Below are 13149 nucleotides of genomic sequence, written 5' to 3'. Positions count from 1 at the left end.
CCTTCCTGCTAACCTGAGTAACTGTTACCTTGGGGTAACACGATAGGCGCAAGGTCCCGGCCGGGCAAGCCGGGGCGTACGACTTGGAGGCACCTCGATGCGGAGGATCGGCGGGATCTGCGGGATCACCGTGGCCGCACTGCTGGCCGTGACCGGCTGTTCGGGGACGACCGGTTCCGAACAGGCGCCGGGCGCCGGCACCCGGACCGTCAAGTTCTCGATCACCGAGGGCAAGCGCACGGCGGGGCCGGAAGAGGTCGCCGTGCGCACGGGCGAGAACGTCGCGCTCGAAGTCACCTCGGACCAGCCGGACGAACTGCACGTCCACGGCTACGACAAGGCCGCCCAGCTGTCTCCCGGGGTTCCGGGGACGGTCGCCTTCACCGCGAACATCGACGGGATCTTCGAGGTGGAACTGCACAAGAGCGGCGCGGCGGTGACCAAGCTCCGGGTGAGCGGATGATCCTGGCGCACGGTCTCGGCGGCCGGTCCGATCTGCCGGTCCCGCTGTGGCTCGCGCTCTACGCGGGAGCGGCGGCCGTCGTGGTCTCCTTCTTCGCGCTCACCGTGCTTTGGAAGAAGCCCAAACTCCGCGGCGCCGACGCCGGCCGCCCCCTTCCCGAGGTCCTGCAACGGTTCGCCGATGGTGGGTTCTCGCGGATCGCGGCGCGGGTACTCGGCTTGGCGCTGTTCACGGGCTTCCTCTCGATGGCGTGGGCAGGCCCGGACAACTCGGCCGGCAACCCGGCTCCGGCGTGGTTCTACGTCTGGTTCTGGGTCGGACTGGTCCCGCTTTCGCTCCTGCTCGGCCCGGTCTGGCCGCGGTTGAATCCACTGAGGACGATCGCGGCACTGATCCCCGCGCGACGGCGCGAACTCCCGGATCGACTGGGTCACCTGCCCGCGATCGTCGGCCTCCTGGCGTTTCTTTGGCTGGAACTGGTGTTTCCGCATTCGGACTCGCCCAGGGCGATCGCTGTTTTCGCCACCGTGTATGCCGTTATACACATCGCTCTCGGGGCGGTGTTCGGTCCGCGCTGGTTCGACCGCGGCGACGCTTTCGAGGTCTATGCGCGCCTGATCGCGGCCCTCTCCCCTTTCGGGAGGCGGACGGATGGGCGCCTGGTGATCCGGAATCCGCTGGACGGCCTGCTCACCGTCTCCCCCGCGCCTTGGCTGACCGCGCTGGTGCTGGTGGTGCTCGGCTCGACGGCGTTCGACGGCCTCACCCGGCTTCCGTTCTGGACGTCGCTGGACGCGGGCGTCTTCGGCGGCACCGCCGGGCTCGCGGTCTGTATCGCGCTCACCTACGGCGCCTACGCGGGCGCCATCAGCCTGACCAGGCCGTATCTGCGCCGAGGGTTCGACCCGTATCCCGCGTTCGCGCCGTCGTTGATCCCGATCATGGTCGGCTACACGGTCGCGCATTACTTCTCGTTCGCCGTGTTCTCGGGCCAGCAGGGATTCGGCCGCGCGATCGACTACACGGTCGTCTCGGCCGGGGTGATCGCGCTGGTGCAGATCGCCGGGATCGTCGCCGGGCACGTGCTGGCCGTAACCTCGGCGCATGACCGTTCCGTCGGCGTGCTGCGCTCGAACTACGTCAAGGTGGGCCAGTACCCCATGCTGGCGCTGATGATCGGCTACACCGCGCTCGGGATCGCGCTGGTCTCCGGCTCATGACCATCGCGGCGCGGGTGGTGATGATGCACCAGGGCGGCTGGGACGAGATCCTCATCTTCGCCGGCCCCGTGGTGATCATCGGGCTGCTCGTCTACGTCGCGCGCAAGCAGGTCCCGACGACACCCGAAGAAGACGACGATTAGTTTTCGCGCCGCCCCCGTCAGTACGTGTGAGATCGACTCACAGGAGGCTGACGCCATGCGGAAACTGACCTTCGGCATGAACCTGACCGTGGACGGCTACATCGCCGCGCCCGGCGACGACCTCGGCTGGAGCGGCGGTGACGGACCGGACTCGTCACCGAGCGACGAGCTGTTCGGGTGGTGGTCCGACCGGGTGGCGGCGACGGGCCTGGCGCTGTACGGACGCAAGCTGTGGGAGGCGATGAGTTCCCACTGGCCGACCGCCGGCCTGCAGCCCGGCGCCACCCCGGCGGAGACCGAGTTCGCCCGCCGCTGGCGGGACATGCCGAAGGTGGTGTTCTCCTCGACGACCGGCACGGTCGACTGGAACACCCGCCTGGTCACCGGCGACGCGGTCACCGAGATCACCCGGCTCAAGACCGAGGACGCCGGCCCGATGGACATCGGCGGCGCGACGCTCGCCGGGGCGGCCATGCGGGCCGGGCTGATCGACGAGTACGTGCTGGTCACCCATCCGGTCCTGGTGGGCGGCGGCACGCCGTTCTTCACCGCCCTGGACAACTGGGTGAACCTGGCCCTGGTGGAGACACGGACGTTTCCCGGCGGTGTGGTGCTGACCCGATACGAGACAAGGCGCTGAGTGGTCACAGTGCAGGGGGCACGTCCAGCCATGGTTTGCCGGCGGCGTCGAACCCGGTGAGCTCGGCGATCTTCCCGTCGACGACGCGCAGGACAGCGATGGCGAAGAGCCGGTACTCCGGATCGCCGGGGGTGCGCAGGTAGAGCGCGGCGGCCGGCATGCGGTTGACCGTCGTGGTGATACCGCGCCAGTCGTCGTGGCCGCGTTGGAAGAGCCCGCCGGAGACCCAGCCGTCCACCGCGTCCTTGGCCGTCCTGACCGCGGTGCCCGAATCGGGCAGCATCGCGAAGCGCAGGTCGGCCCGCAGCAGGGAGATCAGCCCGTCGAGGTCGTTGCGCTCATGGGCCTCGATGTACGACTTCACCACTCCGCGCTCGTCATCCGACAGCTCGTGGGTGGCGGGGCTCCGCCAATCGAGGCGGCTGCCGGGCAGCCGCTCCCGCATCGTCACGCGCGCCCGCTGCAGTGCGCTGGTCACCGACGCGACGGTCACCTCGAGGGCGTCGGCGGCCTTCGACGCCGGCCAGCCGAGGACGTCGCGCAGGATGAACACCGCCCGCTGGCGCGGCGGCAGATGCTGGACGGCGACGATGAACGCCAGCTCGATCGTCTCCCGCACCACCACCGATTCCTGCGGGTCCTCGGGGAGCATCCGGTCGGGGTACGGCTGCAGGTACAGCACCTCGGAGTCCGGCAGCTCGGACGGTGCGGGCGTGCGGTCGTCGCGCTTCTCCAGGAAGTCGAGGCAGACGTTGGTCGCGATCCGGTACAGCCAGGTCCGCAACGTGGCGTGGCCCTTGAAGGACTCCCGCTTGTTCCACGCCCGCAGGAACGTCTCCTGCGTCATGTCCTGGGCGTCCTCGTAGTTCGCGAGCATCCGGTAGCAGTGCACCTGCAGCTCACGCCGGTGGCGCTCCGTGATGAGCGCGAACCGCGCGGTATCGCCGGAGCGGGCCGCCGCCATGAACGTGGCCGCGTCGGCGCGCAGCGGTCCAGCGTCGGTCATCGTCATCAATCCTTCCACCGGATGCGAGGGCTACCGGAACTGACGACGTGGTGGCCCGCCTCAGCCGTCATGACCGGGCCGACCGCCGAGAAGCAGTGCTCCGGCCAGCTCGGTGACCTCGTCCCGGGTACGGCCACCGTGGTCGGCGGCCATGAAGTGCTTGCCGATCAGGAGTGAGAACGCGAGCAGGCAACGTGCCTCGACCTCGTCCTCGTCGGCGAAGATCTCGCGCATGAGGGAACGCAGGTAGTCCATTCGCTGGTTGTCGACCCGCCGGAGCCGCTCGGCCACGGCCGGGTCGCGCCGGGCCCAATCCCGGATGGCGAGGTCGATCGGCAGCAGACGATCGCCGGCGAGCAGACCCGCGCGCCGGATCTTCGCCCTGGCGTCACCGCCTGCGCTCTCGACGCTTTCGAAGAGCAGGTCGGTGCTCATCCGCTCCCACGTGGCGAGCATTCCCTCCAATAGCGCCCCCCGGTCGGCGAAATGGCCGTAGAACCCGCCTTTGGTGACTCCCAGGGCTTTCGCGAGCGCCTCGACGCGCACGGCGCCGGGACCTCCGGCGGCGAGAGCGTGCAGCCCCGCGTCGATCCAGGCGCTCGGCGGGGTCCGGGTTGCGGCGGCCATGGGATCACCGTATCTCCCGTCACTCCGGCACCACTAGGACGATATATACGCTACCGTATAGATGGCGGAAGTCCACTGGGAGGAACAACGACGATGACTGTCGGATTCGTGGCCACGCATTACCCGCACACCGATCACCACGACGAATTCGTCGCGCGAGTCCGGCGAGTCGCCGACGTCTTGCGCTGTCTCGCCGCCGAATGCCGGGTCACCACCGCGGGTGACGCCGTGGTGTCGATCGTGCGCCGGGAATCCGAGGCGGCCCAGGCGGCCTCGATGCAAGCTCTGGGGTCGGCGGACGTGGACGTCGCCTTCGACGACCGCGAGGTCCGTCCGCGCGAGATCGTCCAGTTGGTGTCGGCATGAAGCTCGCGAACACGGCCCACACCACACGTTCGTGGCGGATCCACGAAATCGCCGGGGACTTCGACCTCGAAGACGTCTGGGCGCTCGGAACACCCGGCGGGCCGGACGATTTCGGCAAGCTGGTGGTGCAGTTCTCGTCGGGGAATTTCCCGGACGGGGCACCACCCCCCGTCCGGGCGCTGTGGGCGCTGCGCTGGAAGCTCGGTCGCCTGCTGGGGCTGGACAAACGGAATTCCGGCCTCGACACCCGAGTGGGATCGCTCCGCGGCAAGCTGCCGGAAGACCTTCGCGGCACACCCACCGGCCCGGACGAGGACTGGCTTCCGTTCACCCCGCTCTACCGGCTCGACGACGAATTCGCCGCCGAAATGGCGAACCGGACCATGCACGGCGTCCTGCACATCGCCTGGGTCGAAGACGGGCGTGGCGGGTATCGCGGTCAGATGGCGGTGCTGGTCAAACCCAACGGGTTGTTCGGCCGGGTGTACATGGGATTCATCAAGCCGTTCCGGTACCTGATCATCTATCCGGCGCTCATGCGGATGATCGCGCGGGAATGGACGAGCCACTCCTGAGACCGGCCTCGTGAGTGGTAAGGACGGTTAGAACCGTCCTTACCACTCACGAGGAAGTGGCGCGACGACTGCTCCGTACCAGCGTCATGTCCTTCTCCCGCACCGGTTCGCGACAGTGCGCGCATACGGTCTCCGGGGCGAGGACCTCGCCGCACGAATGCCGCCACACCGTCGGCGGCGGCCCCTCCGTGACGTGCGCGTCGCCCCAAGCCATGAGGTTCAGCAGCACGTGATTGAGGGCGTGCCCGGTCTCGGTGAGCACGTACTCGTAGCGCGGCGGATGCTCCTCGTAGAGTCGCTTTTCGAGGATTCCCGTCTCGACGAGCTTCCGCAGCCGCGCGGTCAGGATGTCCCGGCTCGCCCCCGTGTTGCGGACGATCTGGTCGAACCGCCGCGCACCGAAGAACACTTCGCGCAGCGCGAGCAGGCTCCAGCGCTCCCCGATCACCTCCATCGCGTTGGCGATCGAGCAGTCCCTCGGTCCTTCGGTCATGCGACCAGCGTAAACCCAGTGAGTCTTGATTTCCAACCCACTCGATGCCACAGTGAGTTGGAGATACCAACTCACCCCTGGAGGCAGCCGTGCACGACGCGGTCATCGTCGACGCCGTCCGTACCCCGATCGGCAAGGGCAAACCCGGTGGCGCCCTGCACGGGGTCCATCCGGTCCAGCTGCTCGCCCATACGCTGCAGGCTCTCGTCCGACGCAACGGCCTCGATCCGGAGCTGATCGACGACGTCATCGGCGGCGCGGTCGACCAGGTCGGCGAACAGGCCCAGAACGTCACACGGTGGGCGGCGCTCGCGGCCGGGCTGCCGGAAACCGTGCCGGCGACCACCGTCGACAGGCAGTGCGGAAGCAGTCAGCAGGCCGTTCACTTCGCCGCGCAGGGCGTGATGGCCGGCGCGTACGACGTCGTCATCGCCTGCGGCGTCGAGTCCATGAGCCGCGTCCCGATGTGGTCGAACGTCCTCCCGGGCACCGATCCGCTCGGCCCGGGCGTCGCCACCCGCTACCCGGAAGGCCTGGTGCCCCAAGGGATCAGTGCCGAACTCATCGCCGCGAAGTGGTCGCTCAGCCGCCAGGCCATGGACGAGTTCGCGATGTCCTCGCACCAGAAGGCGGCCAGGGCGCACCAACTCGGGCGGTTCGCGAGCCAGATCGTGCCGATCGAGACACCGTCAGGCCGGGTGTCCACCGACGAGTCCGTCCGGCCGGGGACCGACCTCGAAACGCTCGCCAAGCTGCGCCCGGCGTTCCAGGAGCCGGCTGTCGCCGCGCGTTTCCCGCAGATCGACTGGTCGGTGACCGCGGGCAACAGCAGCCCGATCAACGACGGCGCCTCCGCCCTGCTCATCACCTCCAGCGCGACCGCGGCCCGGCTGGGCCTCCGCCCGCGCGCCCGCCTGCACAGCTTCGCCGTCACCGGATCCGACCCGTTGCTCATGCTCACCGGGGTCATCCCGGCGACCGAGAAGGTGCTGCGGCGTGCGGGGCTGAGCCTGGCGGACATCGACCTCTTCGAGATCAACGAAGCGTTCGCCAGTGTCGTGCTGGCGTGGCAACAGGAAACCGGGGCCGACCCGGCCAAGGTCAACGTCCACGGCGGCGCGATCGCGCTGGGCCATCCGCTCGGCGCGAGCGGGACCCGCCTGATGGGCACCCTGGTCAACGCGCTGCACCACCACGGCGCCCGGTACGGCCTGCAGGCGATGTGCGAAGGCGGCGGCCAGGCCAACGCGACAATCCTGGAGGCGTTGTGACCGGCAGGCTCCCCAAGAAGCTGGCGGATCATCCGTCGGTGCGGGCGGTACTCGCCAAACCGCGGGACAAGCCGTCCCCGGTGATCGACGCCGCCTGGCTCAAGGAGATCTGTCTCGCCGCCGGCGCCGACGACGCGGCCGCGGTCTCGCTCGACCATCCTGATCTGGCGGGCGAACGCGAGCACGTCGAGCGCGCCCTTCCCGGCACGAAGACCCTCGTCTCGCTCGTGGTGCGGACGAACCGCGACGACGTCCGCTCCCCCGCCCGCAGCGTCGCCAACCAGGAGTTCCATCGCGCCGGAGAGATCATCAACGAGGCCGGACACAAGATCGTCCGGACGCTGCAGGACGCCGGATACCGCGCGATCAACCCGTCCGCGACGTTCCCGATGGAGATGGAGCACTATCCCGGCCGGATCTGGGTCGTCGCGCACAAGACGGTCGCCGTCGCGGCCGGTCTCGGCGCCATGGGACTGCATCGCAACGTCATCCACCCGAAGTTCGGCAACTTCGTGCTCCTCGCGACGTTGCTCGTCGATGCCGAGGTGTCCACCTACGGCGAGGCTCTCGACTATAACCCTTGCCTGGAGTGCAAGCTGTGCGTCGCCGCCTGTCCCATCGGGGCGATCTCGAAGACCGGCGAATTCGACTTCCTCGCCTGTTCGACGCACAACTACCGTGAGTTCATGAGCGGCTTCACCGACTGGGCGCAGACCGTGGCCGACAGCGAGGACGCCGCCGACTTCCGGTCCAGGGTGACCGACTCGGAGAACGTGTCGATGTGGCAGAGCCTCGCGTTCAAGCCGAACTACAAGGCCGCGTACTGCATGGCGGTCTGTCCGGCGGGCGAAGACGTGCTCGGCCCGTACCTCGAAGATCGGCGCGGCTTTCTCGGAAACGTCGTGAAGCCGTTGCAGGACAAAGTGGAGACGCTGTACGTGCGAGAAGGATCGGCAGCGAAGGCCTACGCCGAACGCCGTTTCCCCCACAAGCCGGTGAAGGAGGTCGACGGCGGCTACCCGCGACGGTAGGGCCGTCCCTACCCCGCGTCCGGGGGCCTGTCCCTGTCCGATGACGGCCGGCCTCGCGGCAAAGCCTGGGGAGGACCTTCCGCATGATCGCGACCGAGCTGGCGTTCTCGTCGCTCCGCCGTCGTACCACCGGATTCATCGCGAGCTTCGTCGCGCTGTTCTTCGGCGCCACGATCCTGATGACGTTCACGTCCCTTTTGGACACTCGCACCGCCGCTGGGCCGGAGACCGCGAAGACGCTGCTGATCATGGCGGGCGTCGTCGGTGGCTGGGGCCTGGTGATCGTCCTGTTCGCGACGCTTTCGACGCTCTCACTACTGATCCGGCAACGCGCCCCGGAGATGGCGTTGCTGAAAAGTGTCGGCGCGACGCCGTCGCAGATCGGCCGGGTGATCGTCAGTGAGGCCGCGGCCGTCGTGCCGTCGGTCTTCGCCGGACGGTGGCTGGTCGCGCTGCTCGGCGACACAGGCCGCGTCCCGGCCAGGCTGGAGGCGCGGTTCGGCCCGATCGCGGTCTCGATGGGCACCGACATCACCCTTCTCGCGGCCCTGGCGGCGGGGACGGTCGCCGCGCGGCAGGTGACCCGACGCGGAGCGGTGGAGGCGATTCGCGAAGCGGGCGTCGATACCTGGCGGACCAGCCCCTCCAGATGGCCGTCGCCGCGATCGTGCCGGCTGCCGGCTCGGCTGCGACGCGCGGGCGTCACCGGTCACCTCACGGTTGCGCACCTTCGGGTCCGAAGCCGCCAGATGGCCGGGGTGCTGGTGCCGATCATCCTGTTCACCGGGATCGCTACCGGGACGCTGCACATGCAGGCCATCGAGAACGCCGCCGTCACCGCACCGGTCGAGATCGCGAGCAGTATCGAGACCCTGAACTACGTCGTCGCCGGCATGATCGCGCTGTTCGCCGCCGTGATGCTGGTGAACACCGTCGCAGGTCCTGCGGCTCGTCGGTACCGAGGGCACCGTCCTGGTGGCGGTCGCGACGATCGGCACCTATCTCGCCATCGTCGCCGTCGCGGTGACCCTGACGCTCGGTTCACACCTGGGCGCGGCGGCGAAGGCGATGCGCACCCCGGCGATCCGAGCGGGTATCCGCGGCTGAAGACCTGTCACATCTCCGATCCCCCACGCGTCAGGGTTACGACTGATCGATGAAGGATGGGGACCGTGGACGAACACGACTGGTTGGCACGGCGCTTCGAAGGGCACCGGACGCATCTGAGGGCGGTGGCGTACCGGATGCTCGGTTCGCTGAGCGAAGCGGACGACGCCGTGCAGGAGGCCTGGCTGCGGCTGAGCCGGTCGGACTCCGGCGACGTGGACAACCTCGCCGGATGGTTGACCACCGTCGTCGGCCGGATCTGTCTCGACATGCTGCGCTCCCGCAAGTCGCGACCGGAGGAGCCGGTCGGCGCGCAACTCCCCGACCCGATCATCGGCCGTGAGGGCGGGATCGACCCGGAACACCAAGCACTGCTGGCAGACTCGGTCGGGCTGGCGCTCCTGGTCGTGCTCGACACCCTGGACCCCGCCGAGCGGCTGGCGTTCGTCCTGCACGACATGTTCGCCCTGCCGTTCGACGAGATCGCGCCGATCGTGGGCCGGTCCTCCGCGGCGACCCGGCAGCTAGCCAGCCGCGCGCGCCGCCGTCTGCAGGGCTCGCCGACCGTCCCCGACGCGGATCTGAGCCGTCAGAGGGAAGTCGTCGACGCGTTCTTCGCCGCCGCCCGGGGCGGCGACTTCGACGCGCTGGTTTCGGTGCTCGACCCGGACGTCATCCTGCGCGCCGAGGGTGGCGCGGCTCCGGCGGGGACCTCGCGTTTCGTGCGCGGGGCGGCCACAGTGGCGAGCCAGGCGCTCATGTTCCGCTCGGCGGGCGACGGCGGAGTCCCGCGTCCCGCGCTGGTCAACGGCGCGGCCGGGATGGTGATCACCAAGGACGGCGTCCCGACGACGGTCTTCGCGTTCACCGTCGTCGGCGGCAAGATCGCGGCGATCGACATCCTGGCCGATCCGGACCGCCTGGCCGCGCTGGACTTCGAACCGCTCGGCTGAAATGTCAGGAAAGGGTCGTTCAGGACGGAAAACGTCCTGAACGACCCTTTCCTGACGTGCGCGCTGCCGGGATCAGGAGGTCGGGAAGTTGTCCGCGGTGCGGATGCGGTCCCGGATCCAGACACCGGCGGGCTTCAGCGGCGCCGTACCGGTGAACGAGCTGCCCGAGCAGGTGCCCGGCTTGAACACCGCGCCCGAACGGCTGTCGTCGGAGAAGTTCCAGTTGGTCCAGCTGATCTTCTTCGACGCGAGGAAGTCGAGGTACTTCTGCGAGTTGGTGAAGTCGTTCCCGCCGTCACCGCTGGCGGTCTGGGTGCCGAACTCGGTCACGAACAGCGGGATCTTGCTCGCGGCGCGGCTCAGCGCGTTGAAGTACTCGGTCTTGTGCGACGCGGCGTAGAAGTGGAACGTGTACATGAAGTTGCTGGCGCGCACCGGGTTGTTGATGATGTCGGTCTCGTCGCGGCCGTCGGAGATGCCGAGCGAGCCCCAGCCGTGCGTGCCCACGAGCACGACGCCGTCGGAGTCCTGAGCACGGATGACCGGGATCATCTGCTCCGCGTAACTGCGGACCCGGTCCCAGCTGACGTTGTTGGGCTCGTTGGCGATGTCGTAGATGATGTTGGTCTTGTCCTTGTGCCGCTGGGCGATCTCGGTGAAGAACGTCTTGGCGCGGCTGAGGTTCGCGTTCGGGTCGCCGGGGGTGAGCTGGTGCCAGTCGACCAGGGCGTACATCCCGCGTTTGGTGGCCTCTTCGATGTACCCGTGCACCATGTCGGTGAACTTGCGCGGGTCGGTCTCGTAGCCGCCTTCCTGGATGTACATCGAGATCCGGAGGACGTCGGCCTTCCAGTCGTTGGCCAGCGCGTCGAGTGAAGCGGTCTTCACGCACTGGCTGAACCACTGGATGCCGTGGGTACTCATGCCACGGAGCTGGATCGGCTTGCCTGCGGAGTTGCAGAGCTGGAGACCGCAGACCTTCAGCTGTCCGTTGATCGCCGCCGGACTGCCCGGCGGCAGCGCGGCGGCTGCCTGCGTTGCGGGCTCTGCCGCGGTCTCGGCCGCCGTCGACGTGCTCGCGGTCGCGACCGGGGCCAGCAGTCCGGCGGCCAGTGCGGCCGTCACCCGGAGGCGGATCTTGTCCCAACGCATTCGGCTTCTCCTCTCGCGTCGACGGCACCGACGTTGGCGCGCCGACGGTCAGGGCGGCGGACTTAAATAAGAAACTTTCCTTACTATTGGAAGGTAAAGGGAAGATTACCCACAGGGTCGACGGACGGTCAAGAGTTCACCGCCGACCGTTCCGACGACCACTGACATGCTCGGAGCATGACGACCATCGTGGCCTTCCACGCCCATCCCGACGACGAAGCCCTGCTGACCGGCGGCACCCTCGCCCGCGCCGCCGCGGACGGCCACCGTGTCGTCCTCGTCGTCGCCACCATCGGCATGCGGGGCGCGGACGCGTCGCGCCGGGCCGAACTCGAGGCGAGCGCGAAGGTGCTGGGCGTCGCGCGCGTCGTTCATCCGGACCCGCCGGACTGGGTCCGCTTCGTCCGCGCGAGCACCGACGAAGCGGCGGCGCGGCTCGTGGCGATCCTGCGCGAAGAGGGGGCTTCGGTCCTATTGAGCTACGACCGCAACGGCGGCTACGGTCACCGCGACCACGTCAAGGTACACGAGGTCGGCAAGCGGGCGGCGGAACTCGCGGGCGACGTCCGTCTGCTGGAGGCCACGATCCCCGCGACGTCGTCGCGCGCCTGGTGTGGATCGTGCGCCTGTCACGGATCCCGTTCCGCTATGACGTCGACGCGCTTCGCCGCGCCTACAGCGCCAAGTCCGAGATCACGCACACCTTCGACGTCCGGCGCTTCGCGCGCCAGAAGCAGGCGGCGATCGCCGCCCATTCCTCGCAGGTGAGCGGCAACGGCAGGCTCGCTCCGCTGATGCGCGTGCTCACCCGGATTCCGGCGCCGCTCTTCGGCTTCGTGTTCAACCGCGAGTGGTACGTCGACGCGACACCGCGAGGCTCACGCTCCTGAACGGCGGGCGCGGTACGCGGCGGCCTTCACCCGGTTCTGGCAGGCCAGCCCGCAGAACCGCTTGATCTGCGCCTGGCTCGCGTCGATGTACACCTGATCGCACCGCGGCGCCGCGCACAACCCGACGGACGGCGGATCCTGGGTCCACTGTGGACAGTGAGTGCCGGAGAGACTTGGGGCAGGTCTCGTGAGTGGTAAGGACGGTTCTAACCGTCCTTACCACTCACGAGGCCGAGCGGCCGCTCACCACCGAGGCGGACCGGCGTCCACGATCTTCTGCGAAAGCTCCAGCGGGTCGAGATGCATGAGCGACTCCATCCACCACGTCATCCCGGCCTGCCCCAGCGCGGGCAGATCGACCTTGATCGGCTCCTCCCACGCCGGGCTCGCGTTCCCGGCGACCGCGACGTCGAAGGGACGGCCCGGCTCCAGCCCGGCGAGGCCGAGCGCACGGTGCGTCTCCGCGATCTCCTCGGCGGTCGGCGTGTGGTCCTCCGGATTGGGGAAGATCCCGTCGCACAACGCCGCCCGCCGGACGACGCGCGGATTGTCGGTGGAGCTCGCCACCCAGATCGGGATCCGGAACGGCTCGGGCGGGGCCTCGGCGAGCGCGACCTGGTAGTGCGCGCCGTCGTGGTCGAAACGCCTGCCGGACCAGATCGCGCGGATGACGTCGAGACCCTCGTCGAACATCGCCGACCGGGTCAGCAGGTCGGTCTGCTCGCCGAACCGGCTGAAGTCACCGGATTCGTCCGAACCGAGACCGGTGCCGAGGATCAGCCGCCCGCCGGAGAGCCTGCTGACCGTCGACGCGTGCCGGGCGACCACCCACGGGCGGCGCCGGGCGGGCGGCGTGATCATCGGGCCGAACAGCAGCCGGCTGGTGGCGTGCGCGATGGCGCCGAGCGTCGTCCACGGATCCGCGATGGGCATGGTGTCCGCGACCACGTGGTCCCACAGGAAGAACCCGTCCCAGCCCGCCGCCTCGGCGCGCACGGCGAGGTCGACGAGCACCCCCGGCTCACCGAACGGGCCGAAAGGCGGCAGATAGACGGCGTGTCGGACCGTGCTGCCGGTCAAGTCGATCATCTCCCCAACGTCATCGTCGAAGTCCCCGGACGGCCGCTTGTTTACGCCGTTCACCCACGTTAGCGTCCCGAGGATGGCGGACGCTGGTGAACGATCGACGAAGTGGCCGGAGCATCGGGGAAG

General features: G+C 68.8%; 16 protein-coding genes and 1 pseudogene. 11 read left to right on the top strand and 6 right to left on the bottom strand.

What is annotated here, in order from left to right; translation table 11 throughout:
* The first annotated feature begins 97 nt into the window (after window positions 1-97).
* Genes AC069H_RS15370 through AC069H_RS15355 form a run of 4 tightly spaced genes read left to right on the top strand, consistent with a single transcriptional unit; the run spans window position 98 to window position 2466 of the window.
* Complete coding sequence (locus AC069H_RS15370) at window positions 98-463, top strand: cupredoxin domain-containing protein (RefSeq protein WP_478232695.1); 366 nt, start codon at window positions 98-100, stop codon at window positions 461-463.
* Window positions 460-1683 carry a hypothetical protein gene (locus AC069H_RS15365; RefSeq protein WP_478232694.1) on the top strand — a complete coding sequence of 408 codons (1224 nt, stop codon included), beginning with the start codon at window positions 460-462 and terminating at the stop codon, window positions 1681-1683. The genes AC069H_RS15370 and AC069H_RS15365 overlap by 4 nt, the downstream gene beginning before the upstream one ends.
* Window positions 1680-1826, top strand: a complete 147-nt coding sequence (locus tag AC069H_RS15360; protein WP_378444531.1) for a hypothetical protein — start codon at window positions 1680-1682, stop codon at window positions 1824-1826. The genes AC069H_RS15365 and AC069H_RS15360 overlap by 4 nt, the downstream gene beginning before the upstream one ends.
* A gap of 55 nt (window positions 1827-1881) precedes the next feature.
* Entirely contained in the window at window positions 1882-2466 is a 585-nt protein-coding gene (locus AC069H_RS15355; RefSeq protein WP_478228873.1) for a dihydrofolate reductase family protein, read from the top strand.
* Window positions 2467-2470: 4 nt separating this feature from the next.
* Here AC069H_RS15355 and AC069H_RS15350 read toward each other — a convergent pair whose 3' ends face one another.
* Both AC069H_RS15350 and AC069H_RS15345 read right to left on the bottom strand, forming a co-directional pair.
* Window positions 2471-3472, bottom strand: coding sequence for an RNA polymerase subunit sigma-70 (locus AC069H_RS15350; protein WP_478232693.1), 1002 nt, complete (start codon window positions 3470-3472; stop codon window positions 2471-2473).
* Window positions 3473-3532: 60 nt separating this feature from the next.
* The gene (locus tag AC069H_RS15345; RefSeq protein WP_478232692.1) at window positions 3533-4099 is read right to left on the bottom strand and encodes a TetR/AcrR family transcriptional regulator; all 567 of its coding nucleotides are present in this window, start codon (window positions 4097-4099) and stop codon (window positions 3533-3535) included.
* 93 nt (window positions 4100-4192) lie between these two features.
* Between AC069H_RS15345 and AC069H_RS15340 the strand changes: the two genes are divergently transcribed.
* Both AC069H_RS15340 and AC069H_RS15335 read left to right on the top strand, forming a co-directional pair.
* Complete coding sequence (locus AC069H_RS15340; protein WP_478232691.1) at window positions 4193-4465, top strand: hypothetical protein; 273 nt, start codon at window positions 4193-4195, stop codon at window positions 4463-4465.
* Window positions 4462-5040 carry a DUF2867 domain-containing protein gene (locus AC069H_RS15335; RefSeq protein WP_478232690.1) on the top strand — a complete coding sequence of 193 codons (579 nt, stop codon included), beginning with the start codon at window positions 4462-4464 and terminating at the stop codon, window positions 5038-5040. Before AC069H_RS15340 ends, AC069H_RS15335 begins: the two co-directional genes overlap by 4 nt.
* A gap of 46 nt (window positions 5041-5086) precedes the next feature.
* On the opposite strand, the gene AC069H_RS15330 is transcribed toward AC069H_RS15335, so the two are convergent.
* Window positions 5087-5533: a winged helix-turn-helix transcriptional regulator gene (locus tag AC069H_RS15330; RefSeq protein ID WP_478232689.1), complete on the bottom strand. Its 447-nt coding sequence runs from the start codon at window positions 5531-5533 to the stop codon at window positions 5087-5089.
* An 89-nt stretch (window positions 5534-5622) separates the two neighbouring features.
* Here AC069H_RS15330 and AC069H_RS15325 point away from each other — a divergent pair, with 89 nt between their 5' ends.
* From AC069H_RS15325 to sigJ, 4 genes are all read left to right on the top strand, one after another.
* Complete coding sequence (locus AC069H_RS15325; protein WP_478232688.1) at window positions 5623-6804, top strand: thiolase family protein; 1182 nt, start codon at window positions 5623-5625, stop codon at window positions 6802-6804.
* Window positions 6801-7835, top strand: a complete 1035-nt coding sequence (locus AC069H_RS15320) for a 4Fe-4S binding protein (protein ID WP_478232687.1) — start codon at window positions 6801-6803, stop codon at window positions 7833-7835. Before AC069H_RS15325 ends, AC069H_RS15320 begins: the two co-directional genes overlap by 4 nt.
* 83 nt (window positions 7836-7918) lie before the next feature.
* Window positions 7919-8995, top strand: a complete 1077-nt coding sequence (locus AC069H_RS15315) for an FtsX-like permease family protein (protein WP_478232686.1) — start codon at window positions 7919-7921, stop codon at window positions 8993-8995.
* A 12-nt stretch (window positions 8996-9007) separates the two neighbouring features.
* Complete coding sequence (gene sigJ / locus AC069H_RS15310) at window positions 9008-9895, top strand: RNA polymerase sigma factor SigJ (RefSeq protein ID WP_478232685.1); 888 nt, start codon at window positions 9008-9010, stop codon at window positions 9893-9895.
* A 72-nt stretch (window positions 9896-9967) separates the two neighbouring features.
* On the opposite strand, the gene AC069H_RS15305 is transcribed toward sigJ, so the two are convergent.
* Window positions 9968-11047: a glycoside hydrolase family 5 protein gene (locus tag AC069H_RS15305; RefSeq protein WP_478232684.1), complete on the bottom strand. Its 1080-nt coding sequence runs from the start codon at window positions 11045-11047 to the stop codon at window positions 9968-9970.
* 177 nt (window positions 11048-11224) lie between these two features.
* On the opposite strand from AC069H_RS15305, the pseudogene AC069H_RS15300 reads away from it, so the two are divergent.
* A pseudogene (locus tag AC069H_RS15300) lies at window positions 11225-11937 on the top strand (PIG-L deacetylase family protein).
* Here AC069H_RS15300 and AC069H_RS15295 read toward each other — a convergent pair.
* On the bottom strand, window positions 11926-12057 hold the full coding sequence (locus AC069H_RS15295; RefSeq protein WP_478232683.1) for a CGNR zinc finger domain-containing protein: 132 nt from the start codon (window positions 12055-12057) through the stop codon (window positions 11926-11928). The pseudogene AC069H_RS15300 and the gene AC069H_RS15295 overlap by 12 nt on opposite strands.
* Before the next feature lie 123 nt (window positions 12058-12180).
* Window positions 12181-13026 (bottom strand): LLM class flavin-dependent oxidoreductase, encoded by an 846-nt coding sequence (locus tag AC069H_RS15290; RefSeq protein ID WP_478228884.1) that lies wholly within the window; start codon window positions 13024-13026, stop codon window positions 12181-12183.
* Between the last annotated feature and the right edge of the window lie 123 nt (window positions 13027-13149).

This window comes from Amycolatopsis sp. NPDC043887 (assembly GCF_056435665.1).
This window is presented reverse-complemented; position numbering and strand designations above follow the sequence as displayed.

Bases quoted from the DNA above. Each gene is read 5' to 3' on its own strand.
- AC069H_RS15335 (WP_478232690.1), top strand. From the start codon at position 4,462: ATGAAGCTCGCGAACACGGCCCACACCACACGTTCGTGGCGGATCCAC.
- AC069H_RS15370 (WP_478232695.1), top strand. From the start codon at position 98: ATGCGGAGGATCGGCGGGATCTGCGGGATCACCGTGGCCGCACTGCTG.
- AC069H_RS15305 (WP_478232684.1), bottom strand. From the start codon at position 11,047: ATGCGTTGGGACAAGATCCGCCTCCGGGTGACGGCCGCACTGGCCGCC.
- AC069H_RS15345 (WP_478232692.1), bottom strand. From the start codon at position 4,099: ATGGCCGCCGCAACCCGGACCCCGCCGAGCGCCTGGATCGACGCGGGG.
- AC069H_RS15365 (WP_478232694.1), top strand. From the start codon at position 460: ATGATCCTGGCGCACGGTCTCGGCGGCCGGTCCGATCTGCCGGTCCCG.
- AC069H_RS15330 (WP_478232689.1), bottom strand. From the start codon at position 5,533: ATGACCGAAGGACCGAGGGACTGCTCGATCGCCAACGCGATGGAGGTG.
- AC069H_RS15360 (WP_378444531.1), top strand. From the start codon at position 1,680: ATGACCATCGCGGCGCGGGTGGTGATGATGCACCAGGGCGGCTGGGAC.
- AC069H_RS15290 (WP_478228884.1), bottom strand. From the start codon at position 13,026: ATGATCGACTTGACCGGCAGCACGGTCCGACACGCCGTCTATCTGCCG.
- AC069H_RS15355 (WP_478228873.1), top strand. From the start codon at position 1,882: ATGCGGAAACTGACCTTCGGCATGAACCTGACCGTGGACGGCTACATC.
- AC069H_RS15340 (WP_478232691.1), top strand. From the start codon at position 4,193: ATGACTGTCGGATTCGTGGCCACGCATTACCCGCACACCGATCACCAC.
- AC069H_RS15350 (WP_478232693.1), bottom strand. From the start codon at position 3,472: ATGACCGACGCTGGACCGCTGCGCGCCGACGCGGCCACGTTCATGGCG.
- AC069H_RS15315 (WP_478232686.1), top strand. From the start codon at position 7,919: ATGATCGCGACCGAGCTGGCGTTCTCGTCGCTCCGCCGTCGTACCACC.